Source organism: Nocardioides turkmenicus (assembly GCF_011045035.1).
GTDB classification, from domain to species: domain Bacteria; phylum Actinomycetota; class Actinomycetes; order Propionibacteriales; family Nocardioidaceae; genus Nocardioides; species Nocardioides turkmenicus.
Window position 1 is genome coordinate 42882 of sequence record NZ_JAALAA010000016.1, and the last position, 26979, is coordinate 69860.

Genomic DNA, 26979 nt, shown 5'->3' on the forward strand with positions numbered 1-26979 from the left:
CGACGCCGGCGACGGGGTTGAGACCTCACGTGAAGCTGAGCGTTCTCGACCTCGTCCCGGTCCGCAAGGACCAGTCCTCCGCTGACGCCCTGGCGGCGACGCTGTCGCTGGCGAAGGTCGCCGACGAGCTGGGGTTCGAGCGCTACTGGCTCGCCGAGCACCACAACATGCCGGCGGTCGGGTCGACCAACCCGCCGGTGCTGATCTCGCTGGTGGCCGGTGCGACCGAGCGGATCCGGGTCGGGTCCGGGGGAGTGATGCTCCCCAACCACGCCCCGCTGGTCGTGGCTGAGCAGTTCTCGCTGCTCGAGGCGGCGTTCCCGGGACGGATCGACCTCGGCATCGGGCGCGCGCCGGGCACCGACCCGGTCACCTCGTGGGCGCTGCGCCATGGCGCCGGGGGAGTGACCGACGACGCGGTCAACCGGTTCCCGGAGTACCTCGACAACATCGTCGCGATGATGGCGCCCGAAGGCGTCGGTCTGATGGCCGGCGGCCGCCAGCACGTCCTGCACGCGACCCCGGCGGCCGCGTCCGTCGCGGAGCTCTGGCTGCTCGGCTCCTCCGACTACTCCGCGCGTCTGGCTGCCGAGAAGGGTCTGGCCTACGTCTTCGCCCACCACTTCGCGGGCAACGCCACCGACACCAAGGCGATGATCGAGCTCTACCGCTCGCGGTTCCAGCCCTCCGAGCTGCTCAGCGAGCCGAAGACGTTCCTGACGGTGAACGCGAGCGTGGCCGAGACCGCCGAGGAGGCCGACCGCCGGGCGCTGCCACAGCTGCTGACCATGCTGAAGCTCCGCACCGGCCAGCCGCTGACCGCGCAGCCCAGCATCGACGAGGCCGAGAAGACCGAGATCCCCGAGGCCCACCAGGGGCTCGTCGACACGATGCGCGGGCGCTGGATCATCGGCTCCGCCGCGTACGCCAAGGCCCGGCTGGCCGGGATGGCCGACGAGTACGGCGTGGACGAGGTCATGGTGAACCCGGTCGGATCTGCGTACGAGGGGACGGATCCGCGCACCGCGCCGGCCCGTGAGGAGACCCTGCGCCTGCTGGCAGGGTGAGTTGGGCGGCCGCGTAGGATCGGCCCACCTCGTCGTGAGGTGGCGGCGCGCCTGAGCCACTCGGGACGAGGGACCTAGGACACTGTCTTCTTCCGGGCGCGTAACCCTGCGCTCGCGCACCGGTTGTGCCAGTCTGATCACCGCTCTGTTTCGTTCTCCACATCTGAAAGTGCCGCCTGATGACACGCTGGAGCCTGCGCTGGTTGAAGCGCCGGGGGCCCCAGACTGCGACGCTCGCTGAGCAGTCAGATCCGGGTCTTGCTCGCTCATTCCCTTCGACCGGCGGTCAGGCAGTGACCTTTCCGCCGGTGCCCATGACGCCTGTGACGACACCCGTCACGCCGCCGATCTCGTCCACGCCTCCACCCCTTCAGGAGGATGAGGACGAGGCCTGGCCCGAGATCATGGAGCAGTTCGGCCTCCACCTGATCAGCCTCGCCGAGCAGATGCGCATCTCGCTCGACGCGCTGGAGGCCGACGAGGACGATCCCGAGCGGTTGAAGAAGCTCTACGAGGTCGACCACGCGGTCACCCGCATGCGGCGCGCGAGCCGCGACATGCGTACGCTCGCCGGCCGCGCCGAGGACGAGATGGGTGGCATCGACACCTCGCTGCTGGACATCATCCGGATGGCGCTGTCGGGCATCGAGCGCTACAACCAGGTCACGATCGGCCGGGTGAGCGAGCTCGCCGTGATCGGCTACGCCGCCGACGACGTCTCCTGCCTGATCGCCGCGCTGCTGGACAACGCGACCAAGTACTCCCCGGGCACGGTGACGGTCAACGTCCACCTGGCCGATGCCGGCGACGTGCTCTTCCGCATCGAGGACAGCGGCATCGGCATCCCGGAGCGGTCGGTGGGACGCCTCAACGCGCTGCTGGCCGGCCCGATCGTGGAGCTGGTCGCGAAGTCCGGGAGCCACACCGGCTTCCCGGTGGTGCACCGGATCGCCCGCAAGTACGACATCGACGTACGCCTCGCCACCCGCCCCGCTCCCGGCAACGGGATGATCGCGATGGTGACCGTGCCCGCCTCGCTCCTGTGCGAGGTCCCGGTCGCGCCGCTCGAGCCGGCCGAGGCGCCGCGTACCTCGAGCGCGAGCAGCGTCGCGGTCCTCCCGCCGGCCCCGCGGCGGCGCGGACCCCAGCCGGCCCAGCCAGCCCAGCCGGCCCAGCCGGCCCAGCCGGCCCCGCCGGCTCGCCTGGAGACCCGACAGTCCTCGCTCGAGCCCGTCCGGAGGCCGATGCAGCAGACCGCCCCACAGGCCGGATCACTCCCTGTGCAGCAGCCGCCGCGCCAGCCGGCGGCGCAGTTTGCCCCGCCGCCCAGCCAGCAGCCCTCGCCGGATCTGTCCACCGACACCATGAAGACCTCGATCCCGCTCTCCGGTGAGACCGGCGAGACCGGCGAGACAGGCGTGACCGCTGGGACGGATGAGACGAACGAGACCTCCGCGACCGCGGAGCCGACCAGCCCAGTAGAGTCGGGTGCGCTCCCGCGCCGGGAGCCGATCAGCCTGCGTTCCAAGCCGGCTGAGCCGGAAGCAGCCGTTGGACCGCAGACCGCTGAGGCCTCACCCGAGGAGCAGTCGGCGGCCCGGCACTCCTTCGCAGACGACCTCGACGCGTTCTCCCTTGGTAGCTAAGACCCAGCAGTGAAAGGAACCCTTTCGTAATGGAAAGCCCGGTCGTCCCCCGCGACCCCAAGGAATTCAGCTGGCTGATCGACAACTTCGCCAGCTCCACCCCCGGCGTGACCCACGCACTCATCGTCTCCTCCGACGGACTCCCGCTGATCGGTGCCGGCGGCATGTCCGCCAACGTCGCCGACCCGCTGGCGGCGATGACCGCCGGTGTGATCAGTCTCGGCAACAACATCGCGCGCGAGGTGGGCGAGCCGGGCTGCGACCAGGTGATGCTGAAGTTCCACACCGGTCACTTCCTCTTCATGGGCATCGGCGACCTCGCCGGCTTCGCGGTCCTGGTGGGCGCCGGCGCCAACCTCGGCGTCGTGGCCCACAAGATGGCCCAGCTGGTCGACGCCGTCGGCCACGTACTCACCCCCCAGATGCGTGACGAGCTGCGTCAGATGACGGTCAGCTCGATGGCGGGGGAGCGTGCGTGAGCGAGCGTCAGCGAGCGAACCAAGGGATCAACACGTCGCCGCGTCCGTACACTGGCGCTTGCGCTACGGAGGCGGCGACGTGAGCGGAAACCCGTGGGTACGTCCATATGTGCTCACCGGCGGCCGCACGCAGACCAAGCACCAGCTGTACGTGCACACGCTGGTCTCCGCGTCGCACTTCGATGCGCGCGCGGCGACCAAGCTGACGCCGGAGTCGCGCAGGCTCTACGACCGCGTACGTCTCGGGCCGCAGTCGGTCGCGGAGCTCTCCGCGCACTGTGGGATCTCGCTCGGCGTGACGCGGGTGCTGCTCGAGGACCTCGCCTCGACCGATCACCTGCAGATCAACGACGGGGCCTACGACTCCCCGTTCGACCACCGTTTGTTGAAGAGAGTTATCGATGGCCTTTCCGAGCTCGGCTGACCGTCAGGGACTGACCGTCACCTCGGCCAAGATCGTGGTCGCGGGTGGTTTCGGAGTCGGGAAGTCGACCCTGGTCGCCTCGGTCTCCGAGATCCCGCCGGTCAACACCGAGGCGTGGATGACGCAGGCGGGCGAGTCGGTCGACCCGCTCTCGGACTCGAGCGCCAAGACCACGACCACGGTCGCGATGGACTTCGGCCGGGTCACCCTCGCGCCCGACCTGCTGCTCTACCTGTTCGGCACCCCGGGGCAGCCCCGGTTCTGGCCGATGTGGGACGACCTGTGCCGTGGCGCCAGCGGTGCGGTCGTGCTCGTCGACACCCGCCAGCTCGACGCGTCCTTCCCGGCGGTCAACTACTTCGAGAACGACTCCGACGTGCCGTTCATCGTGGCCGTGAACCTGTTCGACGGGAAGCTGACCCACTCCCTGGAGAAGGTGCGGGACGCGCTCTGTCTCGACGAGCGGATCCCCTTGGTGACCGTCGACGCCCGCGACCGCCGGTCGACGGCCAAGACCCTGGTCACCTGCCTGACGCACACGATGAAAACCACCCCCACACGCGCCTGAGCCCGGAGGCGTGCCAACTCCGAAGGAGTTTCATTGCGCAAGATCCTGATCGTCGGCGCCGGACAGGCGGGCATGCAGCTCGCCCTCAGCCTCCAGGTCGAGGGCTATGAGGTGACGGTCATGTCGGCGCGTACGCCGGACGAGCTGCGCGACGGCTGGCCGATGTCGACCCAGGTCATGTTCGACCCCGCGCTGGCCTACGAGCGTGCCTACGACCTGAACCTGTGGGAGGACGAGGCGCCCCGCATCCCCGCGGTCGGCATCTCGGTCAGCCCGGAACCCGGCGTCCGGGCGCTGAAGTTCGACGGCCCCTGGGAGCCGTACGCGATGTCCGTCGACCAGCGCCTGAAGATGTCGACCTGGCTGGAGCTGTTCGAGGACCGCGGCGGCCGGATCATCTACCACCCCGTGATGACCTCCGACCTGGCCGGGCTGGCGCCGATGTACGACCTGACGCTCATCGCGGCGGGCAAGGGCGAGATCGTCGACCTGTTCGACCGTGACCCGGTGAGGTCGAAGTACGACAAGCCCGGCCGTGCGCTCTCGGCCATCTACCTCCAGGGCTGGGTCGAGCCCGACGACTTCCCGGCGGGGAGCATGCGGATCAACGTCGCGCCGGGCGTCGGCGAGCTGTTCGTGATCAGCGCGCTGACCCAGGCGGGGCCGAGCCGGGTCGCGTTCGTCGAGGCGATCCCGGAGGGTCCGTTCGACTGCTTCTGGGACCGCCCGCGGCCCGACGAGCACCTGCGCCGGCTGCAGCACCTGATGCTGGAGCACATGCCGTGGGAGGGCGAGCTGATGCGTGAGTGCGAGCCGACCGACGCCCGCGCCTCGCTCTCGGGGGCCTTCACCGGCATGGTCCGCAAGCCGTACGCCGAGGTCGCCGACGGCACGTACGTCTTCGGCATGGGCGACGTCGTCGTGGTCAACGACCCGATCGCCGGCCAGGGCTCCAACAACGCCGCCCACTGCGCCGGGATCTACACCCAGGCGATCCTCGACCGTGGGGAGCAGCCGTTCGACCCGGAGTGGATGCAGGCGACCTTCGAGACCTTCTGGGAGACCCGTGCCCAGCACTCGACCGGCCTGACCGACGCGCTGCTCAACCCGCTGCCCGACCACGTGCAGCAGGTGCTCGGTGCCGCCACCCAGCACCAGGCGGTCGCGGACCGGTTCACCCGGCTGTTCCCGCACCCCGAGGACCTCGGACCGTTCCTCGGCGACCCTGAGGCGGCGCTGGCGTACGTCGCCCAGGTCGCCGATGGCGACGCCGCCACCAGGGCTTGACGATTAGGGCATTGCTGTTCTAGGGGTCTAGGCTTGGTAGTCGGTCCAACGTGGGTCTGTCTCGTCGTGCCTCGCGGCTGCCCGGTCAGCGCGCTTCTGTGCGCTTGCGGGTGAGACATGCAGATGGCTTCACGAGGTCCACTCCGAGTCTCGGAGAGGTTCCCGGGCCACCCATGGGTCATCCGATCCGTGGTTTTGAACGGTAGATGACCGACCAACAGATTGCAGAGGGCATGCCGAAGAAAGAAGGCGTGATCGAGATCGAGGGCACCGTCGTGGAGGCCCTCCCCAACGCTATGTTCCGTGTGGAGCTGAGCAACGGACACAAGGTTCTCGCCCACATCAGCGGCAAGATGCGACAGCACTACATCCGGATCCTTCCTGAGGACCGCGTGGTGGTGGAGCTGTCCCCCTACGACCTGACGCGGGGTCGGATCGTCTACCGGTACAAGTAAGCCGGTCTAGACAAGAAAGGGCTGACATGAAGGTCAACCCGAGCGTGAAGAAGATCTGTGACAAGTGCAAGGTGATCCGTCGCCACGGCCGCGTCATGGTGATCTGCGAGAACCCGCGCCACAAGCAGCGCCAGGGCTGAGCCCAGCTCGCAGGGACAACTGAATATTCGCATCGAGTCGCTAGGACGTCAGTCCGAAGTCACCTCCGGAGCAGAGGCCGGAGCCCGAGGGTGCCACCCCGGGACGCGACCCGACCGACACCTCTGATGAAACGTAAGGAACACAATGGCACGCCTCCAAGGTGTTGACCTTCCGCGCGACAAGCGTGTGGAGATCGCGCTCACCTACATCTACGGCATCGGCCGTACCACCTCGCAGAAGCTCCTCGAGGCCACCGGCGTCAACCCGAACACCCGGGTGCACGCTCTGGCCGAGGACGAGCTGGTCAAGCTCCGCGACGAGATCGAGGCCCAGGGCATCCAGACCGAGGGTGACCTCCGTCGTGAGGTCCAGGCTGACATCCGCCGCAAGATCGAGATCGGCAGCTACCAGGGTCGCCGTCACCGCCAGGGCCTTCCGGTCCGCGGTCAGCGCACCAAGACCAACGCGCGCACCCGCAAGGGCCCGAAGCGCACCGTCGCCGGCAAGAAGAAGGCCAAGTGATCCGACGCGCTCTGCGCGTTGATCCGGCTTTCGCCTCGATCTCACAGACCAGCCAACACAGGAGTTAATGCATGCCTCCGAAGACCCGACAGGGTGCGACGAAGATCCGTCGCAAGGAGAAGAAGAACGTCGCTCAGGGCGAGGCCCACATCAAGAGCACGTTCAACAACACGATCGTCACGATCACCGACCCGACCGGTGCGGTGATCTCGTGGGCCTCGGCCGGCACCGTCGGTTTCAAGGGCTCGCGTAAGTCCACCCCGTTCGCCGCTCAGATGGCCGCCGAGGCCGCTGGCCGCCGGGCGATGGACCACGGCATGAAGAAGATCGACGTCTTCGTCAAGGGCCCGGGCTCGGGCCGCGAGACCGCGATCCGTTCCCTGGGTGCGATCGGCCTCGAGGTCGGCACCATCCAGGACGTCACGCCGGCCCCGCACAACGGTTGCCGTCCGCCCAAGCGCCGCCGCGTTTGATCCCCACCGAGACATAGAAGGAGACTGAAGAGTAATGGCCCGTTACACCGGACCCATGACCCGCAAGTCGCGCCGTCTCGGTGTCGACCTTGTCGGCAACGACGCAGCGTTCGAGAAGCGCCCCTACCCGCCGGGTCAGCACGGCCGCGGCCGCATCAAGGAGAGCGAGTACCTCCTCCAGCTTCGTGAGAAGCAGAAGGCTCGCTTCACCTACGGCGTGATGGAGAAGCAGTTCGCTTCCTACTACGCCGAGGCCCACCGTCGCGACGGCAAGACCGGTGACAACCTGCTCCAGCTGCTCGAGGGCCGCCTGGACAACGTCGTCTACCGTGCCGGCTTCGCCCGCACCCGCCGCCAGGCCCGCCAGCTGGTCGTCCACGGCCACTTCCTGGTCAACGGCAAGAAGGTCAACGTGCCTTCGTTCCAGGTCTCGGCTCACGACGTCATCGACGTTCGCGAGAAGTCGCTGGAGATGACCCCGTTCATCGTGGCTCGCGAGACCCACGGCGAGCGCGTCGTCCCGGCTTGGCTCGAGGCTGTCCCGAGCCGGATGCGCATCCTGGTTCACCAGCTCCCCGTCCGGGCTCAGATCGACGTCCCGGTCCAGGAGCAGCTGATCGTCGAGTACTACTCGAAGCTCTGATCAGCCCCTTGCAGTAACCATGGCGGGTCCCCGGCGTTCAAACTTCACAGAAGTCGTACGCCGGGGCCTTGCCGCCCCCACAGCCTTCCGTCATCACCCCTTGAAGTTCGGGTCCGTCAAATAGCGGTCGGCCCGGAAAGGACAAATCAGTGCTTATCGCACAGCGCCCCACCCTGTCGGAAGAGTCCGTCGAGGAGTTCCGCTCCCGCTTCGTGATCGAGCCCCTCGAGCCGGGCTTCGGTTACACGCTGGGCAACTCTCTTCGCCGCACCCTGCTCTCCTCGATCCCCGGTGCGTCGGTCACCTCGATCAAGATCGACGGCGTTCTCCACGAGTTCTCGACCATCGAGGGCGTCAAGGAGGATGTCACCGAGATCATCCTCAACCTCAAGGGTCTGGTCGTCTCCTCCGAGCACGATGAGCCCGTGACCATGTACCTGCGCAAGTCCGGTGCCGGTGACGTGACCGCCGCCGACATCGCGCCGCCGGCCGGTGTCGAGGTGCACAACCCCGACCTGAAGATCGCGACGCTGTCCGACAAGGGCAAGATCGAGCTCGAGCTCGTCGTCGAGCGCGGTCGTGGCTACGTCTCCGCGGTCCAGAACAAGGGTGCCGAGAACGAGATCGGCCGCATCCCGGTCGACTCGATCTACTCGCCGGTCCTCAAGGTCAGCTACAAGGTCGAGGCCACCCGTGTCGAGCAGCGCACGGACTTCGACAAGCTCGTCATCGACGTCGAGACCAAGCCGTCGATCGCTCCCCGCGACGCGATCGCCTCGGCCGGTAAGACCCTGGTCGAGCTCTTCGGTCTGGCCCGCGAGCTGAACGTCGACGCCGAGGGCATCGACATCGGCCCGTCGCCGGTCGACGAGCAGCTCGCCGCCGACCTCGCCCTCCCGGTCGAGGACCTGCAGCTGACCGTTCGTTCCTACAACTGCCTCAAGCGCGAGGGCATCCACACCGTGGGTGAGCTCATCTCGCGTTCGGAGCAGGACCTGCTCGACATCCGTAACTTCGGCGCCAAGTCCATCGACGAGGTCAAGCTGAAGCTGCACGAGATGGGCCTGTCCCTCAAGGACAGCGCTCCGGGCTTCGACCCGTCCGCCGCCCTCGCCGCCTACGGCGACGATGACGACGACGCGTTCGTCGAGGACGAGCAGTACTGAGTTGTAGCGCCGGGCCAGGCGGCTTCGCCGCGGCCCGGCGTTAACCCATAAAGAAAATCGCCCACTTGGGCGTCTACCCCGGTACCTGATACGGCCGGAGAGAAGGAGCAGGCACGATGCCTACCCCGAAGAAGGGTGCCCGTTTCGGCGGTTCGCCCGCGCACCAGAAGCTGATCCTCTCGAACCTCGCCACCGCGCTGTTCGAGAACGGCCGCATCACCACCACCGAGGCCAAGGCCCGGCACCTCCGCCCGGTCGCGGAGAAGCTGATCACCAAGGCCAAGAAGGGTGACCTGCACAACCGTCGCGAGGTCCTCAAGACCATCCGCGACAAGTCCGTCGTGCACACCCTCTTCACCGAGATCGCCGAGCAGTTCGCGGAGCGTCCGGGTGGCTACACCCGGATCACCAAGATCGGTCCCCGTAAGGGCGACAACGCTCCGATGGCTGTGATCGAGCTCGTCACCGAGGCCTACGAGCCGAAGACCAAGGCTGCTCCGGCTGCCGCGGCCCCGGCTTCCGCTCCCGCCGAGGAGAAGGTCGAGGAGAAGGCTGAGGAGGCGCCGGTCGAGGAGACCGCCGCCGACGAGACCACCGAGGCTGCTGCCGAGGAGGCTCCCGCTGCGGAGACCACCGAGGACGAGGCCAAGGCCTGATCTGGTTCTGAGCTGTGGCCCGCCACCCGCGAGGGTGGCGGGCCACTGTCATTTCCCGGTCTGCTCGGAGCGGGCCAGCAGCCAGCAGACGACCCCGCCGAAGACCAGGACGAGGGTCGTCGCGAGGGTGGTGAATGCGGTCAGTATCAGCATCAGGGGGATGTTGTCGATGGACATCTCCGGTGTCATCGCGAGCGACAGCGAGACGTGCACGCCGATGAGCAGGAGATAGGTGACGGGGAGCCCGATGAGCCAACGGCGGCCGGTCCAGGCGGCGCATCCCCAGCCGGCCAGGACCATCACCAGGAACAGCGGTCCGAGAAGACCGCTGACGGCCGCGCTGTAGAAGTCGAGCAGCTGCGGGAGGCCGTACCAGAGTCCGGAGCTCAACAGCCAGGCGAGCATCGGCAGCACGATGCCCAGGAGCCGGCCCGTCGGACTGTGGGCGATGTACGCCGCGCCCGCTGCCACCACGGCGTACACCAGTGCGTTGAGCACGATGGTCGCGACCGTGGTGAGGGTCATGCCGGCCTCGGAACCGTCGAGGACGTACGTCAGGACGAGGCCGGTCAGGGCGATCAGGATCTGCAGGATCACCACCGCCACGATCACGACGATGGTCGCTGTCCTGGTGGATCGAGACGCGGAGCCGGCGACCTGGGCAGGTGGCAGTGGCGACGGCGGAGGCGGCGAGGCGTGGCTCATGACCGGCAGCCTGCCGGAGTCCGGGGTGGCTGACCACCCTTTTCGGAGCAGACGTCAGAGGCCGGCGAGGAAGATGGTGCCGTCGATGCTGCCGGGCTCGGCGCCGGTGCGGGCGATGTCGTGCACCGCGCGCTGGATGGCCTCGTTGACCGGCGTCGGGACGCCGTGGAGACGGCCGAGCAGCACGATCTCCCCGGAGAGGTAGTCGATCTCGACGCCGCTGCCGCGGGCGAGGCTCTGCCACGTCGAGCTGTTGTTGGTGCCGCCGCGTCCGGTGATGTGGCCGGCTCGCCGCGTACGGTCCTCGTCGGCGGTCACGACGCTGATGCCGGCGGCAGCGAGGGCGGCCTCGGCCTCGGCCAGGCAGCGGGCGTAGATCTCCTCGTCGCTGGGGCCGGGGGCGATCGCGGCGTTGATGCCGTTGCCCAGGTTGTTGAGCAGCTTGCGGTGCTTCCACGCCATGATGTCGGCGCGCGGCTCGCTCAGGAACCCCGCCTCGACCAGGTCGTTCGCGATCGCGCCGGCGGTCTCGTCGACGCCGGCCGGGTAGCGGCCGATGTCGAGGATGCCGGGCCTGTTGCCGGAGCCCTGGACGACCGTGCCCGGCGTCAGGAACGTGGCGGGGAGGACGACATGGATGGCGTACGTCCGGGCGAACCGCCGCAGGATCCGCGGCTCGTTCGCGACGCCGTTCTGCATGGCGACCACCGGGGTGCTCGGCGGTGCGTACGCGGCGAGGTCCTCGAGCGCGGCCTCGGTCTGCTGGCTCTTGACGCTGAGGAGCACGACGGTGTCCTCGGTCCAGGTGAGCTCGCCGGCGTCGGCGACCACGGGGACGTCGAGACGCAGCACCGCCTCCGGGGTGTCGAGCGTGAGGCCACGCTCGCGGATCACTCGGAGGTGGTCGCCGCGGGCGACGAGGGTGACATCGACCCCCGCGCGGTGCAGCAGCCCGCCGACCACTCCGCCGACAGCCCCGGCACCGAAGATCACGTAGCGCATGCGCCGAGTCTGGCAAACGGCGTGGTCGCTGCGAGAATGGGCCCGTGCGCATCAGGATCGACCTCGCCTACGACGGCACCATGTTCCACGGCTGGGCGACCCAGCCGGGACTGCGTACGGTCCAGGGTGTTCTGCAGGACGCGCTGGCGACCGCGCTACGGGTGCCGTCGACGGGGGAGCGGTCCCAGGTCTGGGTGACGGTCGCCGGGCGGACCGACTCCGGCGTGCACGCGCGTGGCCAGGTGGCCCACTTCGACATCGACGCCGACCTGCTCGCTGCCTCGCGCGGACGGTCGGAGCAGTCGCCGCTCGACGCGCTGGTGCGCCGGCTGAACGGGATCCTCCCCGCCGACCTGCGGGTTCGTGCCGCCGTCGAGGCTCCCGAAGGCTTCAACGCCCGGTTCTCGGCGCTGTGGCGACGTTACGTCTACCGGATCGTGGACGACCCGGCGTACGTCGACCCGCTGCAGCGCGGGCACGTGCTCTACCGGACCCGGCCGCTCGACCTGTCGCTGATGAACGTCGCCTCGGCCGACCTCGTCGGGCTCAACGACTTCGCCACCTTCTGCAAGCCGCGCGAGGGTGCCACCACGATCCGCGACCTGCGCCAGCTCACCTGGGAGCGGCGCCCCGACGGCATCATCGAGGCGACTGTCCTCGCCGACGCCTTCTGCCACTCGATGGTGCGGTCGCTGGTCGGCTGCCTGATGGTGATCGGCGAGGGCCGCAAGGACGTCACCTGGGCCAAGGAGTCGCTGGCTGCGCGCTCGCGCACCTCGTCGATCCCGATCGCGCCCGCCAACGGGCTGACCCTCGAAGAGGTCGCCTATCCGCCCGACGACATGCTGGCGGCCCAGCACGAGCGCACCATGAACCGGAGAGAGGCTGACGAGGTTGACCGGGACTGACGACGAGCACTACTTCTCCGCCGACCCGTCGGTCCCCTTCGAACGGATCCCGGTCTCTGCGACCGTGTGGGATCTGGATCTGTCGCTGGTCTCGGGATCGGGCGTCTTCGCCAAGGGCCGCCTGGACATCGGCACGTCGGTGCTGTTCAAGGAGACCGAGCCGCCCGCGCTGAAGCCGGGCGCACGCGTCCTGGATCTCGGCTGCGGCTACGGCGTCATCGGGCTCGCGGTGGGACTCGCCGTCCCGGAGGCGTACGTCACCGGCGTCGACGTCAACGAGCGCGCCGTCCTGCTGGCCAACGAGAACGCCGCCGCCCTCGGGCTCTCCGACCGTTACCGCGCCGCGGTCCCGGCCGAGATCGACCAGGCGGTGACGTACGACGAGATCTGGAGCAACCCGCCCATCCGGATCGGCAAGCAGGCCCTCCACGAGCTGCTCCTCACCTGGCTCCCGCGCCTCGCCCCCGACGGCCGTGCCGTCATGGTCGTCGGCAAGAACCTCGGCGGCGACTCCCTCCAGCGCTGGCTCGACGAGCAGGGCTTCCCCACCACCCGCATCGGCAGCGCCAAGGGCTTCCGCGTCCTGGAGACCGTACGCGCCTGACCACGCCGGGCCGACTCGGCGGACCTTGGGTCAGGCGGGGACCGGGTCCTTGGTCAGCTTCACCGGGAGGCGGTCGAGGCTGTAGACGACCGAGAGGTCGCGCCAGCCGAGGTCGCCGGGGTCGTCGGTGGCCATGGCGAGGTCGGGGTAGCGGCTGGCGAGGCCGGTGAGGGCGGCGCGGAGCTCCATCCGGGCCAGCTCGGCGCCGACGCAGCGGTGCATGCCGTGGCCGAAGGCGAAGTGCATGGTCTCGGCGTTGCGGAGGTCGAACTGCTCCGGCTTCGGCACGACCGCGGGGTCGCGGTTGGCGCCGGTGAGGCTGACCAGGACGACGGCACCCTTCTTGACCGGCAGGCCGAAGAGGTCGTGGTCCTCGCGCGCGAACCGCGGGAAGGCGAGCTGGACGGGGCACAGGTAGCGGAGCAGCTCCTCAACCACCGTGTCGACCCCGGCACGGTCGCCCGAGCGCAGGATCTCGTACGCCTCGGGGTTCTGCATCAGCACGTAGGCGCCCATGGAGAGCATCGAGGCGGAGGTCTCGTAGCCGCCGAGGAAGACGCCGTCGGCGAGGCCGCCGAGCTCGACGTCGTCGTACTCCGCGCCCTTGTTGCGGATGATCTCGCCGATCATGCCGTCGCCGGGGTTGGCACGCTGCTGGCGGACCTGCTCGATGAGGAAGGTCCTGGTCTCGGTGGCGGCACCGAAGGCGCCGGCGCCGCCCTCGGAGAGGTCGAAGCGGGCCATGCCGAGCTTGTGGAACTCGTCGCGTACGTCCTCGGGCATGCCGAGAAGCTCGCAGATCACCCGGAAGGGGATCTCGAAGCCGAAGTGCTGGACGAGGTCGACCTCGGGGCCGTTGGCCTCCATGTCGTCGAGGGCATCGGTGACGATCCGGTCGATCATCCCGTTGAGACGGCCCAGGCGGCGCATGGTGAACTCCGGGGTCAGCAGGCCGCGGAGCTTGGTGTGGTCGGGTGGGTCGGTCATGCCGAGGCCACCGATGCCCTCGGCGTCGGTGCGCTTGCGGGTGCCGAGCAGGTGGCGCATGTCGTTGGAGTAGCTGTCCTTGTTGGCCAGGACGTGCTTGGACTCGGCGTGGCCGGTGACCAGCACGATGTCGAGGCCGAGCACCGAGCCGAGCTTGGTGACCGGTGCCTGCGCCCGGCTCTCGGCGAGCAGCGGCACCGGGTCGACGCCGTCGCGGCGCAGCGGGAAGGTCAGGTGTTCGGGGATCTTGCGCAGCGTGGTGATGTCGGGGATCGGCGTCTCCTTGCCCCGCATCGCGAACTGCAGGGCAAGCTTGCGGACGCGCTCGGTCAGCGGCCGCGTCATCGCCCGTACAGAGGAACTTACCTGGGCAGCAATCGGCATGCGGCCCAGTCTGGACCATCCTCAAACGACGGTCATCAGGAATACCCCTGGTTTGCGAGTGTGTCCTGGATCACCCGTGGAGCACGGTCCTGAACAGCGCACACGTCTCCTCGATCGCGACCTGCGCCGCCTGCGAATGATGACCCATCGCGAAGAAGCCGTGGATGAGTCCGTCGCAGTGGTGATAGGTCGTCGGGACCCCTGAGCTCTCCAGCGCCTTGGCGTACGCGATGCCCTCGTCCCGCAGCGGATCGAACTCCGCGGTCACCACGACCGCCGGCGCCAGGCCCTCCAGGGACCCCTTGATCGGGCTCAGACGGGGGTCGCTGCGGTCGGCGTCGCCGACGTAGTTGTCGGAGAACCACTTCATCGTGGGCAGCTCGAGGAAGTAGCCGTGGCCGTTCTCCGCGTAGGAGGGGTAGCCGCTGGTCATGTCGGTCGCCGGGTAGATCAGCAGCTGGCCGGCGAGCTCGCGCCCCTCGTCCCGGAAGGCCTGGGCGACGGCGGCCGACAGGTTGCCGCCGGCGCTGTCCCCGGCGACCGCGACCCGGCCGTCGCCTCCGAGCGTCGCCGCGTTGTCGCTGACCCAGCGCGCCGTGGCGACCGCGTCCTCGTAGGCGGCGGGGAAGGGGTGCTCGGGCGCGAGCCGGTAGTCGACCGCGACGACCACGGCGTCGCAGATCGTGGAGAGGTTGCGGGCCTGGTCCTCGTGGGTGTCGAGGTCGCCGACCACCCAGCCGCCGCCGTGGAACATCACGATCGTCGGCAGCGGGCCCTGCGTGGTGGGCCGGTAGATGCGTACGTCCAGGTCGCCGGCCGCCCCGGGGATCGTCGACGCCTCCACGGAGCCGACGGGTGGTAGCGGCACTCCCTCCGCCAGCGCCCGATAGAGGGTTCGTGCCGTCGGCGGATCGTAGGACTCCAGGGGCTGGCCCTTCGCGAAGAGAGTGAGCAGGTCAGCGATCTGGCTGTCGAGCGGAGGCATGGCGTCAGTCATATCGGTAATTGCCAAAATGTGTCGAGCGTCACGTTCTACTGATGGGACCGATTTGTCCAACACGACCGGGAATAACCATTCGACACGGGTGCCAGACTGGTCGGCTGTGGGACATGTGGATGTTGCTGGAGTGCGATTCCAGCTGCCTGACGGGCGAGTGCTGCTCGATGACGTCTCCTTCCGGGTGGGTGAGGGCGCGAAGGTCGCGCTGGTCGGCGCCAACGGCGCCGGCAAGACGACGCTGCTGCGGATCGTCACCGGGGAGCTGACGCCGACCGCCGGATCCGTGGTGCGCTCGGGCGGTCTCGGCGTGATGCGGCAGATGGTCGGTCGCGGGTCGTCGACGGTGGGTGAGCTCCTTCTTTCGGTGGCGCCCGCGCGCGTGCGCGAGGCCGCCGCGGCGGTGGAGGCGTGCGAGCTGGAGCTGATGTCGTCGGAGGACGAACCGCTGCAGATGCGTTATGCGACGGCGCTGGCCGAGTACGCCGACGCCGGCGGCTACGACCTCGAGGTCGTCTGGGACGTGTGCACCACGGCTGGGCTCGGGGTGCCCTACGACCGTGCCCGCTACCGCTCGCTGGACACCCTCTCCGGCGGCGAGCAGAAGCGCCTGGTCCTGGAGTATCTGCTCCGCGGCCCCGACGAGGTCCTCCTGCTCGACGAGCCCGACAACTTCCTCGACGTGCCGGGAAAGATGTGGCTCGAGGAGCGGATCCGGGAGTCCCCGAAGACCATCCTGTACGTCAGCCACGACCGTGAGCTGCTGGGCAACACCGCGACCAGAGTGGTCACCGTCGCGCTCGGCGCGTCCGGTGCCGGCAACACCACGTGGACGCACCCTGGCGGCTTCGCCTCCTATCACGAGGCCCGCAAGGACCGGTTCCTGCGGTTCGAGGAGCTGCGCCGCCGTTGGGACGAGGAGCACGCCAAGATCAAGGCGCTGGTCCTGCGACTGAAGATCAAGTCGGAGTACAACGACGGGATGGCCAGCCAGTACAAGGCGGCCCAGACCCGGCTCCGGAAGTTCGAGGAGGCCGGCCCGCCCGTCGAGCAGCCGCGGGAGCAGGCGGTACAGATGCGGCTGCGCGGCGGGCGCACCGGCAAGCGCGCGGTGGTCTGCGAGTCGCTCGAGCTCACCGGGCTGATGCGTCCGTTCGACCTGGAGGTCTGGTACGGCGAGCGGGTCGCGGTGCTGGGCTCCAACGGCTCGGGCAAGTCCCACTTCCTGCGGCTGCTGGCCCGCGGTGGCACCGACCCGGATGTGGAGCACCGCCCCGTCGAGGACACCCCCATCGAGCCGGTCCGTCACCGTGGCAAAGCCAAGCTCGGTGCCCGCGTGCGGCCGGGCTGGTTCGTGCAGACCCATGCCCATCCGGAGCTGGTGGGACGTACGCTGCTCGACATCCTGCACCGCGGCGAGGTCACGCCCGACGGGCGAGGGCGGGCCGGGATGGGCCGGGAGGCCGCCTCCCGGGTGCTCGACCGCTACGAGCTCGCGCACGCCGCCGAGCAGACCTTCGACTCGCTCTCGGGCGGCCAGCAGGCGCGCTTTCAGATCCTTCTGCTGGAGCTGAGCGGCGCCACGCTGCTGCTGCTCGACGAGCCGACCGACAACCTGGACGTGCAGTCGGCCGAGGCCCTCGAGGCCGGGCTGGAGTCCTTCGAGGGCACCGTCATCGCGGTCACCCACGACCGCTGGTTCGCCCGCGGCTTCGACCGGTTCCTGGTCTATGGCGCCAACGGCGAGGTCTACGAGTCCCCGGAGCCGGTCTGGGACGAGAGCAGAGTGGAGAGGTCACGATGAGTGAGCTGGTGATCGAGCGCGTCGACCCGTTCGACGACGGCGCCTTCGACGCGTGGTACGACGTGATGACCGCGGCGTGGCTCGACGTACGCGGCCCCGACGCGGATCTGTGGGCACGTGAGGAGCAGCGCGTCGAGCTGCAGCAGCAGACCGAGAAGACCGACCGGCGGGCCTACGTCGGCCGGGTCGGCGACACGACGGTGGCCGCCGGCTGGGTGGCCATGCCGCTGCTCGACAACCTCCACCGGGCCACGATCATCGTGGCCGTGCTGCCGGCCCACCGGAGGCGGGGCCACGGCACTGCTCTGCTGGACCATGTCGAGGCGGAGGCCCGCGCGCAGGGACGTACGTCGCTGACCGGTGAGATCTGGTGGCCCTGGTCGCTCGGCTCCGGCGGTGAGGGCTCGCCGGGGCGCGACTTCGGCGTCGCGCGGGGCTATGCGCCAGCCCTGGTGGAGGTACGCCGCCTGCTCAGGCTGCCGGTGCCCGACGACGTCCTCGACCGGCTGGCGGCGCAGGCAGCCGAGCGGCACGGCGACTACACGCTGCGGTCCTGGGTCGGCCGGGTGCCCGACGACATCGTCGAGAGCTGGGCGGTGCTCGACGCCAGCCTGGAGACCGAGGCGCCCACCGGCGACCTGGACCTCGAGGCGCCCGAGCCCGACGTGGCGAAGGTGCGCGAGATGGAGGAGCTGGTGGCCGCCCAGAAGCGGACCCTCTACCACTCGGTGGCGCTGGACGCCGACGGCAAGGTGGTGGCCTACACGGTGATCGGCTACTCGAGCCAGGACGGCAAGAGCTACCAGTGGGGCACCCTGGTCGAGGCGGCCCACCGCGGTCACCGGCTCGGGCTGGCGGTGAAGGTCGCCAACCTCAGGCTGCTCCAGTCCGAGCGGCCGGAGGTGCCGACGCTGGGGACCTACAACGCCGAGGTCAACAGCCACATGATCCAGGTCAACGAGGCCATGGGCTTCGAGCCGGTCGAGTGGCTGTGCAGCATCCAGAAGCAGCTCTCCTGACCTGCATCGGCACAGCGCACGAGCGCCTCATACCCGGTCAGAGTCGGGCATGAGGCGCTCGGATGGTGGCACCCCGCGGCGCTGAGACCCCTGCGGATCCCTGCGTCTTGCGGGGAGATCGGGAGATCAGCCGGCGTCGGAGTCCAGGGTCACCGTCTCGGTGTGCTCCTCGCCGTTGCGGGTCCAGGTCACCTCGACCTCGTCGTTCGGGCGGTAGGAGCGGACGGTCGCCACGAGGGAGTCCGATCCGGTGATGATGTGGTCGTCGACCTTGGTGATGATGTCGCCCTTCTCGAGGCCCGCCTTCTCGGCGGTGCTGCCCGGGCTGACCTCCTGGACCATGGCCCCGGTGACCGAGTTCTGGCCGTTCTGGGCCGCGGGTGCGTCCGAGACCGAGATGCCGAACTGTGCGTGGGTGGCCTGCTCGCCCTTCTCGAGCTGCTCGACGATCGGGCGGATCTCATCGATCGGGATCGCGAAGCCGATGCCGATCGAGCCCGCGTCCTCGCTGGTCGCGCCGCCGCCGGAGCGGATCGAGGCGTTGATGCCGACGAGGTTGCCGTTGAGATCGACGAGCGCCCCGCCCGAGTTGCCGGGGTTGATCGCCGCGTCGGTCTGCACCGCCGGGTAGACCGTCGCCGCGCCGTTCTGGTCCACGCCGACGTTGACCGGGCGGTCGAGCGCGCTCACGATGCCGGTGGTCACCGTGGAGTCGAGGCCGAACGGGGAGCCGATCGCCACGACGCTCTGGCCGACGGTCAGGTTCGACGACTTGCCGAAGGTGATCGGGGTCAGGTCGGAGACGCCCTTGGCCTTGATCACGGCGGTGTCGGTGAGCGGGTCGGTGCCGAGGACCTCGGCGGGGGCCGACGTGCCGTCGTTGAAGTCGACCGTCACGGTGCCGCCGTTGGCGGCCAGCTCGACGACGTGGTTGTTGGTCAGGATCGTGCCGTCGGAGGAGATGACGACGCCGGAGCCCGAGCCGGAGCCCTGCTGGGAGGTGACCTCGATCTTCACCACCGAGGGGAGGACCTTGGCCGAGACCTTCTCGATGCTGCCTTCGGGGGCTTTGGCGTCGACGACCTGGGAGGTGGCCGGCGTGTTCGCGCCGCCGCCCATGCCGTCACCGTTGAGGGCGTCGTAGATCGCCGCGCCCCCGACGCCAGCGGTGCCGCCGGCGACCAGTGCACCGGCGAGGACCGCAGCGACGAGACCGGCGCGGCCCGAGCGCTTCTTGCCAGGCGTCGCCGGCACGGACGGCATGACGGAGGTCTGGGCCGGCGGGGCCGCGAACGGGCCGGCGGGAGGCTGGGTGGATCCGGCAGGAGGGGCCGGGGGAGTCCACTGCGGCGGGGTCCCACTCGGCTGCTGAGGAGGGAGTTCGGTCATGTCTTCGAGTCTGGCCAGCGTCCCTGTGAACCGGCTGAGACGGGGCTATGGGGTCACGAAGAGAAGCCTCAGGTGCCGGAGACCCCAGGCGCTCCCGGCGCTCGCGGAGCTGATCGGCCATCTTCTCGGCGGGTGGAAGCGTACGCAGATCCGCGCAGTTGCTGAACATCTGGTGGTCCGGCGTGTGGGTCCGGGCCGGTGGCGAGCTCCGGACCTATGGTGCTGGCGCACGGTTTCAGTCACATCCACGAAGGAGTAAGGCAATGCCGGTCAGCGCGAACCTGGACAAACTTCTGCTCAAGGCCTACGAGGAGCACGACCTCGTCGAGCTCGCCGACGCCCCGATCGAGGCGATCGCCGGGATCAGCAAGGCGGACGAGGAGGCCCTGCTCGCGGCCTTCGGTATCAAGACCGTCCGTGACCTCGGTACGAACAAGTACTTCAAGGCCGCCGCAGCGATCGTCGCGCTCGCGGACTCGTCGCAGAAGGGCCACTGAGCCCGTCGTATGACTCCTCCGCTGCCCCGGGACGCCCATGGTGCCCCGGGGCAGCGGCCTGTTCGGCCTCGATCCGCAGCGTCACCTCCTTGAGGAGCGCCGCGAGCTCCGTACGCCGCTCCGGGCTCAGCGTCTGCAGCAGCCTGGTCTCGGCCTCGCCGCGCAGATCCATCGCCCGCCGCCAGATCTCGATCCCGGCCTTCGTCGCCTCGACGCTGATCTTGCGGCGGTCCTCCACCGATGCCGTACGCCGCACCCACCCAGCCTTCTCCATGCTGTCGAGCCGGCCCGTCATCCCGGCCGGGCTGATGTCGAGGTCCTTCGCGAGAGCCGTGGGGGAGGCGTGGCCGGGGGTGTCGCGGATCATCAGCATGTGGAGCGTCTTGTACTCGAAGTCGGCCAGGCCGACCTCGCTCGCCGCCGCCGCACGGGCATCGTCGAAGAACTTCGAGATGGAGCCGATCCGCACCGTGATCGCCTCGATCTCGTCGTCGAAGTCGATGTCGAGCCAGTGGTCGCGCCACCGGGCCACATGACGGTCGGCTCGGTCCTCCGTGTCTGCCATGGGCCGAGCCTACCTTTCGGTGATTGATAATTCGATGGCGAATAGTTCGCTGGCGAAGTACCTTGGCGGCATGACTGTGACCGCCGAGCCGCCGGCCAAGCGCCCCGCGCCGCTGAGGCACCGCAACTTCCGCCGGCTCGTCACGGGCACGGCGTCCTCGTCGCTGGGCAACGCGATCACCCCGGTCGCGCTCGCCTTCGCGGTGCTCGACCTGGGTGGCACAGCGACCCAGCTCGGCCTGGTCGAGGCCGTCTTCGCGGCCTGCCAGGTGCTGACCACGCTGGCCGGGGGCGTCCTCGGCGACCGCGTCTCGCGCAAGGTGATGATGGAGGGCACGGCCGCGATCAGCGCCGTCGTGATCGGGGCGCTGGCCGCGACGGTGATCCTCGACGTCGCGACGATCCCGTCGATCGCGGTGATGGGTGGCCTGGCCGGCATCGTGGCGGCGCTCAACCAGCCCTCGGCGATGGCGATGACCAAGGTCGTCGTGCCCGACGAGGATCTCGGCGCCGCCGTCTCCGTCCGGTCGCTGCTCCAGACCACCGCCGCGACCATCGGCTACGCCCTCGGTGGCGTGCTCGTCGCGGCCGTCGGGCCGGGGTGGGCGATCACGATCGACGCGGTCACCTTCGTCATCGCCGCGATCGCCTACTCCGGCATGCGGGTGCCGCACGAGCGGGAGCCGCGCAAGGCCTCGATGCTCGCCGACCTGGGCGAGGGCTTCCGCGAGGTGGTGCGGCACTCGTGGCTGTGGTTCCTGATCCTGCAGGCGCTGCTCTACCACCTGTTCTGGTCGGGTGCCCACAGCGTGCTCGGCCCGATCGTGGTCGGCGAGGGCATCGGCCGGGCGTCGTGGGGCTTCGCGCTCGCCGCCCTGATGGCTGGCTTCTTCGTCGGCGGTCTCTTCTGCCTGCGCTTCCGCCCGCGCCGGCTGCTCGCCGTGGGCGTCTACTTCCTCGCGATGACCGGCCTCTTCCCGATCTCGATGGCGGTCTCCGACACGCTCTGGCCGATCCTGCTCGGCGCCTTCCTGCACGGGTTCGGGCTGCAGGTCTTCGACGTCTTCTGGCAGATCGCGATCCAGCAGGAGATCCCCGAGGAGAAGCTCTCCCGGGTCTACTCGTTCGACATCGTGGGCTCGTTCGTCGCCCGCCCCGTCGGGCTCGCACTCGTCGGCCCGGTCGCGGTCGCGGTGGGCTTCGACACCTGGCTGCTCGTGGTCGCCGCGGTGATCTCCGGCAGCGCCCTGCTGTCGATCTCCTTCGCGGGCGTACGCCGCCTCGAGCGCGCGCCCGAGCAGGGCGTCGTCTAGAGCGCCGTGACCGGGAGACCGAGCGCGACCAGGTCCTGGCGGAGCTGCTCGGCCCCGGTGAACTGGATCGCCTGCATGCCGAGAGCCGCAGCGGCGGCCACGTTGGCCGCGCTGTCGTCGATGAACGCCAGCCGCTCCAGCGGGATTCCGGCGCGCTCGGCGACGAGGCGGTAGATCGCCGGGTCGGGCTTCGCCAGGCGTACCTCACCGGAGACGACGACGTCGCGGAGCAGCTCGATCACGTCGTACGTCGCCGGAGCATGCGGATAGAGCTCGGCCGACCAGTTGGTCAGGCCCAGCTGCGGCAACCCGACGGCCGCGAGCTCGCGGACCAGCTCATGGGTGCCGGGGACCGGACCGAGGAGCGAGAGCGGGAAGTTGTCGACGTACGCGGCCCCCGCCGCGATCCACTCGGGCGCCTCCTGCTCGAGCACCGTGAGCGCCTGGGCCCAGGTGCGGCCGGCGTCCTGGGCGTAGTTCCACGAGCCGAAGTCGTAGGACTCCAGGAACGCGCGGGCGTCGGCGTCACCGATGCCGGCGGCGATCGCCGGGAGCGGGTCCCAGCGGATCAGCACATTCCCGAAATCCCACACGACCCCGTCCACCACGGGCGTGGTGGACGGGGTCTGCGTGTCGGGAACCGTCACGCCCAACGGACATCGCGCGGCACGAACTCGAGGCCGCGCTCGCCGGTGTAGATCTGCTTCGGACGGGCGATCTTCTGCTCCTTGTCCTGGACGAGCTCCAGCCACTGGGAGAGCCAGCCCGGCGTACGCCCGATGGCGAACAGCACGGTGAACATCTCCGGCGGGAACTCCAGGGCCTCGTAGATGAGACCGGAGTAGAAGTCGACGTTGGGGTAGAGCTTGCGCTTGACGAAGTACTCGTCCTCCAGCGCGATCTTCTCCAGCTCCTGGGCGATGTCGAGGAGCGGGTTGGTGCCGGTCACCTCGAACACGTTGTAGGCCTGCTGCTTGATCAGCTTTGCCCGCGGGTCGTAGTTCTTGTAGACCCGGTGGCCGAAGCCCATCAGCCGCTCGTTGCCGGCCTTGACGCCCTCGATGAAGGCGGGGATGTTCTCGACCTTGCCGATGCGGCGCAACATCCGGAGCACGGCCTCGTTGGCGCCGCCGTGGAGCGGGCCGAAGAGCGCGCCGACGCCGGCGGCCACCGAGGAGTAGGGGTCGACCTGGGTCGAGCCGACGCTGCGGACCGCGTTGGCGGAGGCGTTCTGCTCGTGGTCGGCGTGCAGGATGAAGAGGGTGTCGAGCGCCTTCTCGATGCGCTCGTCCGGCGCGTACTTCGACTCGCTCATCTTGAAGAGCATGGAGAGGAAGTTGCCGGTGTAGGACAGGTCGTTGTCCGGGTAGACGTACGGCTTGCCCTGCGCGTGGCGGAACGCCCAGGCGCCGAGCGTCGGCATCTTGGCGATCAGGCGGATGATCTGCAGGCGGCGGTTGTCGGGGTCGGAGATGTTGGCGGCGTCCGGGTAGAACGTCGACATCGCACCGACCGACGCCATGAGCATGCCCATCGGGTGAGCGTCATAGCGGAAGCCCTGCATGAACTCCTTGATGTTCTCGTGCACGAACGTGTGGTAGGTGATCTCGTGCACCCACGCGTCGTACTCCTCCTTGGTCGGCAGTGCGCCGTGGACCAGGAGGTAGGAGACCTCGAGGAAGTTGGAGTGCTCCGCGAGCTGCTCGATGGGATAGCCGCGATACTCGAGGATCCCCTTGTCACCGTCGATGTAGGTGACGGAAGATCGGCACGAAGCGGTGTTGACGAAGCCGGGGTCGTAGACGGCCAGGCCGGGACCTTCTTCGTTGGTAGCCGGGTCGGCGGCCTTGATCTTCCCCAGGTCGGCGGCGCGGATGGTGCCGTCGGTGATCGGGATGTCGTACTCCACCCCGGTGCGGTTGTCACGCACTGTTAGAGATTCGGTCACGATCAGCAACGGTAACCCTCTTGAAATCGGCTACGTAACTCGGCGTCCCACCCATTGGCCTATTTCGACTCAGAGTCGGAATCTGTTCCGCGCCGGTTGGGTGTCGCCGGACGGCTCGTCATCGCCGAACCGGGTCAGCGCGTCGCGCAGCCGATGAAGGTCGCGGACGGTCTGCACCGACCGCTCGTTGAGGGCGTCGTCCTCTCCGCGGAGCGCACGCAGCGCGTCCTGGACCTCGGTCTCGCTCGGCTCCCCGGTCATGGGGACATAATCTAGGTGCCCGGGCCAAGGGAAGCGACCGCGGCCCGGTGCGGGTCCTGGCAGATTTCTGTCAGAAGTCTGTGAGGCCGAGCGCGCAGCATGGTCTGACGACAGTCGCGGAGACGGCTGGAGTCGCCATCATGGTCGGGGGACGCGATGCTGCGGATTCACTTCACCTACGACGATCTCGCGCGGGTCAGGATCGCCGACGGGCCCGATGCGCTCTGGGAGGTGCAGCTCAGCATGCACGCCCTCCAGACACGCGGGCGGACCGTCGAGCTGGCCGCCTGGCGTCGGCAGACCATGAGCGCACTGCCACGAGACGTGGTGCGTCCGCTGGCAGAGATCGCGCCGCCGCTCGGGATCTCGCCGGACTTCTTGACGCCGTCGGGCGGCGCCCACGGCTTCGGCGAGGGGATGGAGCTCGCGCTGCGTACGCCCAAGGCGGTCATCTCCGCGCAGGTCGCCGCCATGGCGCGCCAGCGCCGGCTGACCCCGTGGCTCGAGGCCGTCCGTGGCGCCGAGGTCTCGGCGCTTCGTACGTTGGGGCGGGCCGTGGCGATCTACCACGAGGGAGCGGTCGCGCCGCTGTGGTCGTCGCTGTCGGACCTGGTCGCCGAGGACCGGCACCTGCGCGCCAGGCAGATGGCCGACGGCGGTGTCGAGGCGATGCTGTCGAGCCTTCCCGGGTGCCGGTGGCGCGCACCGGTGCTGGAGATCGAGAACTACGTCGACGCCGAGGTGCTTCTCGAGGGCCGTGGCCTCCTGCTCCAGCCGTCCTACTTCTGCGAGCCCGACACCCCGATCAAGCTGTGTGACCCCGGGCCGGAGCCGATGCTGGTCTATCCCACCGCCAAGCCCGCCACCGGGCTGGCGGCTCCGGCCGGGTCGGGAGCGGCGGGGTCGGGAGCGGCGCCTGACCGGCGGCTGATCGCCATGCTGGGGCGCACCCGGGCCGCGGTCCTCGGTGCGGTCCGCACCGGTTGCTCGACCGGCGAGCTGGCGCGCCGGTGCCAGATCTCTGTCGGCTCGGCCAGCGAGCAGGCGAGAATCCTGCGCGAAGGCGGACTCCTCACCACCCGCCGCGAGGGCACCTCGGTCCGGCACGAGATCACCAGGCTCGGGGTGCAGGTGCTGAGCGGCGCGACGGCGTCCTGATACCTGTTTCGGCCCTGGCCAAATAGGTTTCGCGGAGACGGCCGGCGGCCGGACTCTCGGAGCGTCATTCCTCCCAACGGAGGCACTCTCTCTGAAAGGAATCGTCATGCTCAAGCGCATCCTGGCCGTGGCAGCACTCACGCTGGCGGTCACCAGCATCTCCTCCGGTGCCGTGGCGGCGACCGGCGGAGGCACCGACCCGTCCGCGAAGTCCGGTGGCGACGCTCGTGAGGGCGTCGTCGCGGCCGCTGTGTCCCCGTCGGTCTCGCCGGCGGCCGAGGTCACCACCTGGCGCGACGGCGGCGTCCAGAACTACGACTGCCCGTCGGGCCGGCTGTGTGTGGACGTGTGGGACCCGACCCGGGGCACCTACAAGGTGTTCCAGTTCTACCGGTGCCAGACCCACTCGCTGTCCGCCTTCTACTCGACCGGGTACCCGGAGTACGAGAACAACCAGACCAGCGGAACCAACACCTACTTCGAGCGGAGCTGGGGTGACCGCTACCTGAGGTCGACTGCGAAGCACGGTCCGCGCACCATCAACTGGGACCCGATCAACTTCATCGACGTCTGCTGACCACCAGCGGCGGAGCCGGCGGGCGTTCTCGATCTCGTGTCGAGACCGCCCGTCCTGCGTCGCTCAGCGCTCCTGGTCGGTGCCGTGGGCCACGCGCCAGAGCAGCAGCGCGGCCGCGGCGCGCTGACGCCCTCGCCCTTGGCGGGCGAGTAGCCGAGCTGGGCGCTCAGCTCTCGCCGACGGGACGTGAGGAGGTCAGCGGATCAGCCCTCCAGCACTCGGCGGATGAACTCGTCGCGGGTCGTGACCGAGGCGCGCGAGAGGGCGGCGTGGCCGGCCATCAGGTCGAACCCGTGGAACCCGCCGCCCCACATGTGGAGGTCGACGCTGACCCCGGCCTCGGAGAGCCGCCGCGCATAGGTCAGGGTCTCGTCGCGGAACGTCTCCGCCGAGCCGGTGTCGATGTAGGTGCGGGGGAGGCCGCTGAGGTCCTCGGCGCGTGCTGGTGCGGCGTACGGGGAGACGTCGGGGCCGCCGCGTCGGTCGCCGAGCAGCGCGGTCCAGCCGAACAGGTTGGCCTGGCGGTCCCAGACGCCCTCGTCGTCGAGCATGCGGCTGCTGTGGGTCTCGAAGCGGTCGTCGAGCATCGGGCAGATGAGGATCTGGTGGGTCAGCTTTGGGAAGGCACGGTCGCGGGCGAGCAGGGCCGTGCCGGCAGCGAGGCCGCCACCGGCGCTCGCCCCGGCGATCAGGATGCGCTCGGGATCGACGCCGAGCTCGGCCGCGTTCTTGGCCGTCCAGACCAGACCGGCGTAGCAGTCCTCCACGGGCGCCGGGTCAGGATGCTCCGGGGCGAGCCGGTACTCGACCGAGACGACCACGGCGTTGCCGGCCGCGACCTGTGCGAGGAACATCTCCACCCCGAGCCGGCGGTTTCCGATCACCATGCCGCCGCCGTGGGTGTGGTAGACCGCCGGGCGCGGCGGGCCGTCGACGGTGGGGCTCAGGATCAGCAGGGTGATGTCAGGGGCGCCCTCCGGGCCGGGGACCTGGCGCTCCTCGACCCGTACCGCGCCGCCGACGGTCAGATCCACGGGCTCCATGCCGGGCAGGCCGTCGGCGCTCTGCTGCCGCATCAGCGGCAGGGTCTCGGTCGAGAGTGGCGGGAGCGCCTGGCGAACCGCCTCGAGGACCGGCACGAGCTCGGGGTCGAACGGCGGTCGGACGGGGGTGTCGGAGAAGGTCTGGTCGGCGGTCTCGGTCATGGGGGCACTCCTTCGGTGAACGGCGTGTACCCAGCGTCCTCCGGGCATCATGCGTCACGGAACCTGGCCTGTGGCGGGAATCACATCGGTCGCTCCCGCCATCCGGCGGGCCCGGGCCCTCGCGGGACGA

Annotated in this window: 31 protein-coding genes; 21 read left to right on the forward strand and 10 right to left on the reverse strand. The window is 69.3% G+C overall.

Features of this window, described 5'->3' with window-relative positions; translation table 11 throughout:
* Positions 1-29 precede the first annotated feature (29 nt).
* From G5C66_RS18270 to rplQ, 13 genes are all read left to right on the forward strand, one after another.
* Positions 30-1067 carry an MsnO8 family LLM class oxidoreductase gene (locus G5C66_RS18270; protein ID WP_165112374.1) on the forward strand — a complete coding sequence of 346 codons (1038 nt, stop codon included), beginning with the start codon at positions 30-32 and terminating at the stop codon, positions 1065-1067.
* A 314-nt stretch (positions 1068-1381) separates the two neighbouring features.
* On the forward strand, positions 1382-2713 hold the full coding sequence (locus G5C66_RS18275) for a sensor histidine kinase (protein ID WP_241248652.1): 1332 nt from the start codon (positions 1382-1384) through the stop codon (positions 2711-2713).
* A gap of 29 nt (positions 2714-2742) precedes the next feature.
* A complete protein-coding gene (locus tag G5C66_RS18280; RefSeq protein ID WP_165112376.1) occupies positions 2743-3192 on the forward strand; it encodes a roadblock/LC7 domain-containing protein in 450 nt (149 codons plus the stop codon).
* A 79-nt stretch (positions 3193-3271) separates the two neighbouring features.
* A complete protein-coding gene (locus tag G5C66_RS18285) occupies positions 3272-3616 on the forward strand; it encodes a DUF742 domain-containing protein (protein WP_165112377.1) in 345 nt (114 codons plus the stop codon).
* Positions 3594-4184, forward strand: coding sequence for a GTP-binding protein (locus G5C66_RS18290; RefSeq protein WP_165112378.1), 591 nt, complete (start codon positions 3594-3596; stop codon positions 4182-4184). The genes G5C66_RS18285 and G5C66_RS18290 overlap by 23 nt, the downstream gene beginning before the upstream one ends.
* Positions 4185-4217: 33 nt before the next feature.
* Positions 4218-5471: a styrene monooxygenase/indole monooxygenase family protein gene (locus G5C66_RS18295; protein WP_165112379.1), complete on the forward strand. Its 1254-nt coding sequence runs from the start codon at positions 4218-4220 to the stop codon at positions 5469-5471.
* A gap of 233 nt (positions 5472-5704) precedes the next feature.
* Positions 5705-5926 (forward strand): translation initiation factor IF-1, encoded by a 222-nt coding sequence (gene infA / locus G5C66_RS18300; RefSeq protein ID WP_011757309.1) that lies wholly within the window; start codon positions 5705-5707, stop codon positions 5924-5926.
* A gap of 26 nt (positions 5927-5952) precedes the next feature.
* Complete coding sequence (gene rpmJ / locus G5C66_RS18305; RefSeq protein ID WP_008361054.1) at positions 5953-6066, forward strand: 50S ribosomal protein L36; 114 nt, start codon at positions 5953-5955, stop codon at positions 6064-6066.
* 145 nt (positions 6067-6211) lie between these two features.
* A complete protein-coding gene (rpsM, locus tag G5C66_RS18310; RefSeq protein ID WP_008361056.1) occupies positions 6212-6589 on the forward strand; it encodes a 30S ribosomal protein S13 in 378 nt (125 codons plus the stop codon).
* Positions 6590-6660: 71 nt separating this feature from the next.
* Positions 6661-7062 carry a 30S ribosomal protein S11 gene (gene rpsK, locus G5C66_RS18315; protein WP_008361058.1) on the forward strand — a complete coding sequence of 134 codons (402 nt, stop codon included), beginning with the start codon at positions 6661-6663 and terminating at the stop codon, positions 7060-7062.
* 34 nt (positions 7063-7096) lie between these two features.
* On the forward strand, positions 7097-7705 hold the full coding sequence (gene rpsD / locus G5C66_RS18320; protein ID WP_008361060.1) for a 30S ribosomal protein S4: 609 nt from the start codon (positions 7097-7099) through the stop codon (positions 7703-7705).
* 149 nt (positions 7706-7854) lie between these two features.
* On the forward strand, positions 7855-8871 hold the full coding sequence (locus G5C66_RS18325; protein WP_008361061.1) for a DNA-directed RNA polymerase subunit alpha: 1017 nt from the start codon (positions 7855-7857) through the stop codon (positions 8869-8871).
* 116 nt (positions 8872-8987) lie between these two features.
* On the forward strand, positions 8988-9527 hold the full coding sequence (rplQ, locus tag G5C66_RS18330) for a 50S ribosomal protein L17 (RefSeq protein ID WP_165112380.1): 540 nt from the start codon (positions 8988-8990) through the stop codon (positions 9525-9527).
* Positions 9528-9575: 48 nt separating this feature from the next.
* On the opposite strand, the gene G5C66_RS18335 is transcribed toward rplQ, so the two are convergent.
* Positions 9576-10232: a hypothetical protein gene (locus tag G5C66_RS18335; protein ID WP_165112381.1), complete on the reverse strand. Its 657-nt coding sequence runs from the start codon at positions 10230-10232 to the stop codon at positions 9576-9578.
* Positions 10233-10286: 54 nt separating this feature from the next.
* The gene (locus G5C66_RS18340) at positions 10287-11234 is read right to left on the reverse strand and encodes a ketopantoate reductase family protein (RefSeq protein WP_165112382.1); all 948 of its coding nucleotides are present in this window, start codon (positions 11232-11234) and stop codon (positions 10287-10289) included.
* A 44-nt stretch (positions 11235-11278) separates the two neighbouring features.
* Between G5C66_RS18340 and truA the strand changes: the two genes are divergently transcribed.
* Complete coding sequence (truA, locus tag G5C66_RS18345; RefSeq protein WP_165112383.1) at positions 11279-12142, forward strand: tRNA pseudouridine(38-40) synthase TruA; 864 nt, start codon at positions 11279-11281, stop codon at positions 12140-12142.
* Positions 12129-12746 (forward strand): class I SAM-dependent methyltransferase, encoded by a 618-nt coding sequence (locus tag G5C66_RS18350; protein WP_165112384.1) that lies wholly within the window; start codon positions 12129-12131, stop codon positions 12744-12746. The genes truA and G5C66_RS18350 overlap by 14 nt, the downstream gene beginning before the upstream one ends.
* Positions 12747-12776: 30 nt before the next feature.
* On the opposite strand, the gene G5C66_RS18355 is transcribed toward G5C66_RS18350, so the two are convergent.
* Together G5C66_RS18355 and G5C66_RS18360 are read right to left on the reverse strand one after the other, a co-directional pair.
* Positions 12777-14078, reverse strand: a complete 1302-nt coding sequence (locus G5C66_RS18355) for a cytochrome P450 (protein WP_165112385.1) — start codon at positions 14076-14078, stop codon at positions 12777-12779.
* Between the two features lie 109 nt (positions 14079-14187).
* Positions 14188-15102 (reverse strand): alpha/beta hydrolase, encoded by a 915-nt coding sequence (locus tag G5C66_RS18360; RefSeq protein ID WP_241248643.1) that lies wholly within the window; start codon positions 15100-15102, stop codon positions 14188-14190.
* A gap of 118 nt (positions 15103-15220) precedes the next feature.
* On the opposite strand from G5C66_RS18360, the gene G5C66_RS18365 reads away from it, so the two are divergent.
* Positions 15221-16918, forward strand: coding sequence for an ATP-binding cassette domain-containing protein (locus G5C66_RS18365; protein ID WP_165112387.1), 1698 nt, complete (start codon positions 15221-15223; stop codon positions 16916-16918).
* Complete coding sequence (locus G5C66_RS18370; protein WP_165112388.1) at positions 16915-17937, forward strand: GNAT family N-acetyltransferase; 1023 nt, start codon at positions 16915-16917, stop codon at positions 17935-17937. The genes G5C66_RS18365 and G5C66_RS18370 overlap by 4 nt, the downstream gene beginning before the upstream one ends.
* Before the next feature lie 126 nt (positions 17938-18063).
* On the opposite strand, the gene G5C66_RS18375 is transcribed toward G5C66_RS18370, so the two are convergent.
* On the reverse strand, positions 18064-19326 hold the full coding sequence (locus G5C66_RS18375; RefSeq protein ID WP_241248644.1) for a S1C family serine protease: 1263 nt from the start codon (positions 19324-19326) through the stop codon (positions 18064-18066).
* Positions 19327-19589: 263 nt separating this feature from the next.
* On the opposite strand from G5C66_RS18375, the gene G5C66_RS18380 reads away from it, so the two are divergent.
* Positions 19590-19823: a hypothetical protein gene (locus tag G5C66_RS18380; RefSeq protein WP_165112389.1), complete on the forward strand. Its 234-nt coding sequence runs from the start codon at positions 19590-19592 to the stop codon at positions 19821-19823.
* Here the strand turns inward: G5C66_RS18380 and G5C66_RS18385 are convergent.
* Complete coding sequence (locus G5C66_RS18385; RefSeq protein ID WP_241248645.1) at positions 19768-20388, reverse strand: MarR family winged helix-turn-helix transcriptional regulator; 621 nt, start codon at positions 20386-20388, stop codon at positions 19768-19770. The two genes, G5C66_RS18380 and G5C66_RS18385, sit on opposite strands and share 56 nt — an antisense overlap.
* Before the next feature lie 70 nt (positions 20389-20458).
* Here G5C66_RS18385 and G5C66_RS18390 point away from each other — a divergent pair, with 70 nt between their 5' ends.
* Positions 20459-21700 carry an MFS transporter gene (locus tag G5C66_RS18390; protein WP_165112390.1) on the forward strand — a complete coding sequence of 414 codons (1242 nt, stop codon included), beginning with the start codon at positions 20459-20461 and terminating at the stop codon, positions 21698-21700.
* On the opposite strand, the gene G5C66_RS18395 is transcribed toward G5C66_RS18390, so the two are convergent.
* The 3 genes from G5C66_RS18395 to G5C66_RS18405 all read right to left on the reverse strand — a co-directional run bounded on the left by G5C66_RS18395 (position 21697) and on the right by G5C66_RS18405 (position 23909).
* Positions 21697-22347 (reverse strand): HAD-IA family hydrolase, encoded by a 651-nt coding sequence (locus tag G5C66_RS18395; RefSeq protein WP_165112391.1) that lies wholly within the window; start codon positions 22345-22347, stop codon positions 21697-21699. The two genes, G5C66_RS18390 and G5C66_RS18395, sit on opposite strands and share 4 nt — an antisense overlap.
* Positions 22344-23648: a citrate synthase gene (locus tag G5C66_RS18400; RefSeq protein WP_165112392.1), complete on the reverse strand. Its 1305-nt coding sequence runs from the start codon at positions 23646-23648 to the stop codon at positions 22344-22346. Before G5C66_RS18400 ends, G5C66_RS18395 begins: the two co-directional genes overlap by 4 nt.
* A gap of 69 nt (positions 23649-23717) precedes the next feature.
* Positions 23718-23909, reverse strand: a complete 192-nt coding sequence (locus G5C66_RS18405; RefSeq protein WP_165112393.1) for a hypothetical protein — start codon at positions 23907-23909, stop codon at positions 23718-23720.
* A gap of 156 nt (positions 23910-24065) precedes the next feature.
* Here G5C66_RS18405 and G5C66_RS18410 point away from each other — a divergent pair, with 156 nt between their 5' ends.
* Both G5C66_RS18410 and G5C66_RS18415 read left to right on the forward strand, forming a co-directional pair.
* The gene (locus G5C66_RS18410) at positions 24066-25067 is read left to right on the forward strand and encodes an ArsR/SmtB family transcription factor (RefSeq protein WP_165112394.1); all 1002 of its coding nucleotides are present in this window, start codon (positions 24066-24068) and stop codon (positions 25065-25067) included.
* Positions 25068-25173: 106 nt separating this feature from the next.
* Entirely contained in the window at positions 25174-25644 is a 471-nt protein-coding gene (locus tag G5C66_RS18415; RefSeq protein WP_165112395.1) for a hypothetical protein, read from the forward strand.
* Positions 25645-25847: 203 nt separating this feature from the next.
* Here the strand turns inward: G5C66_RS18415 and G5C66_RS18420 are convergent, their stop codons facing one another.
* Positions 25848-26849: an alpha/beta hydrolase gene (locus G5C66_RS18420; RefSeq protein ID WP_165112396.1), complete on the reverse strand. Its 1002-nt coding sequence runs from the start codon at positions 26847-26849 to the stop codon at positions 25848-25850.
* Positions 26850-26979: the final 130 nt, after the last annotated feature.

Bases quoted from the DNA above. Each gene is read 5' to 3' on its own strand.
- G5C66_RS18275 (WP_241248652.1), top strand. From the start codon at position 1,382: ATGACGCCTGTGACGACACCCGTCACGCCGCCGATCTCGTCCACGCCT.
- G5C66_RS18415 (WP_165112395.1), top strand. From the start codon at position 25,174: ATGCTCAAGCGCATCCTGGCCGTGGCAGCACTCACGCTGGCGGTCACC.
- G5C66_RS18390 (WP_165112390.1), top strand. From the start codon at position 20,459: ATGACTGTGACCGCCGAGCCGCCGGCCAAGCGCCCCGCGCCGCTGAGG.
- rpsD (WP_008361060.1), top strand. From the start codon at position 7,097: ATGGCCCGTTACACCGGACCCATGACCCGCAAGTCGCGCCGTCTCGGT.
- rpmJ (WP_008361054.1), top strand. From the start codon at position 5,953: ATGAAGGTCAACCCGAGCGTGAAGAAGATCTGTGACAAGTGCAAGGTG.
- G5C66_RS18360 (WP_241248643.1), bottom strand. From the start codon at position 15,102: ATGCCTCCGCTCGACAGCCAGATCGCTGACCTGCTCACTCTCTTCGCG.
- G5C66_RS18280 (WP_165112376.1), top strand. From the start codon at position 2,743: ATGGAAAGCCCGGTCGTCCCCCGCGACCCCAAGGAATTCAGCTGGCTG.
- G5C66_RS18385 (WP_241248645.1), bottom strand. From the start codon at position 20,388: ATGGCAGACACGGAGGACCGAGCCGACCGTCATGTGGCCCGGTGGCGC.
- G5C66_RS18375 (WP_241248644.1), bottom strand. From the start codon at position 19,326: ATGACCGAACTCCCTCCTCAGCAGCCGAGTGGGACCCCGCCGCAGTGG.
- rplQ (WP_165112380.1), top strand. From the start codon at position 8,988: ATGCCTACCCCGAAGAAGGGTGCCCGTTTCGGCGGTTCGCCCGCGCAC.
- G5C66_RS18370 (WP_165112388.1), top strand. From the start codon at position 16,915: ATGAGTGAGCTGGTGATCGAGCGCGTCGACCCGTTCGACGACGGCGCC.
- G5C66_RS18340 (WP_165112382.1), bottom strand. From the start codon at position 11,234: ATGCGCTACGTGATCTTCGGTGCCGGGGCTGTCGGCGGAGTGGTCGGC.
- G5C66_RS18380 (WP_165112389.1), top strand. From the start codon at position 19,590: ATGCCGGTCAGCGCGAACCTGGACAAACTTCTGCTCAAGGCCTACGAG.
- G5C66_RS18290 (WP_165112378.1), top strand. From the start codon at position 3,594: ATGGCCTTTCCGAGCTCGGCTGACCGTCAGGGACTGACCGTCACCTCG.
- rpsK (WP_008361058.1), top strand. From the start codon at position 6,661: ATGCCTCCGAAGACCCGACAGGGTGCGACGAAGATCCGTCGCAAGGAG.
- G5C66_RS18410 (WP_165112394.1), top strand. From the start codon at position 24,066: ATGCTGCGGATTCACTTCACCTACGACGATCTCGCGCGGGTCAGGATC.
- G5C66_RS18420 (WP_165112396.1), bottom strand. From the start codon at position 26,849: ATGACCGAGACCGCCGACCAGACCTTCTCCGACACCCCCGTCCGACCG.
- G5C66_RS18355 (WP_165112385.1), bottom strand. From the start codon at position 14,078: ATGACGCGGCCGCTGACCGAGCGCGTCCGCAAGCTTGCCCTGCAGTTC.
- G5C66_RS18335 (WP_165112381.1), bottom strand. From the start codon at position 10,232: ATGAGCCACGCCTCGCCGCCTCCGCCGTCGCCACTGCCACCTGCCCAG.
- G5C66_RS18405 (WP_165112393.1), bottom strand. From the start codon at position 23,909: ATGACCGGGGAGCCGAGCGAGACCGAGGTCCAGGACGCGCTGCGTGCG.
- rpsM (WP_008361056.1), top strand. From the start codon at position 6,212: ATGGCACGCCTCCAAGGTGTTGACCTTCCGCGCGACAAGCGTGTGGAG.
- infA (WP_011757309.1), top strand. From the start codon at position 5,705: ATGCCGAAGAAAGAAGGCGTGATCGAGATCGAGGGCACCGTCGTGGAG.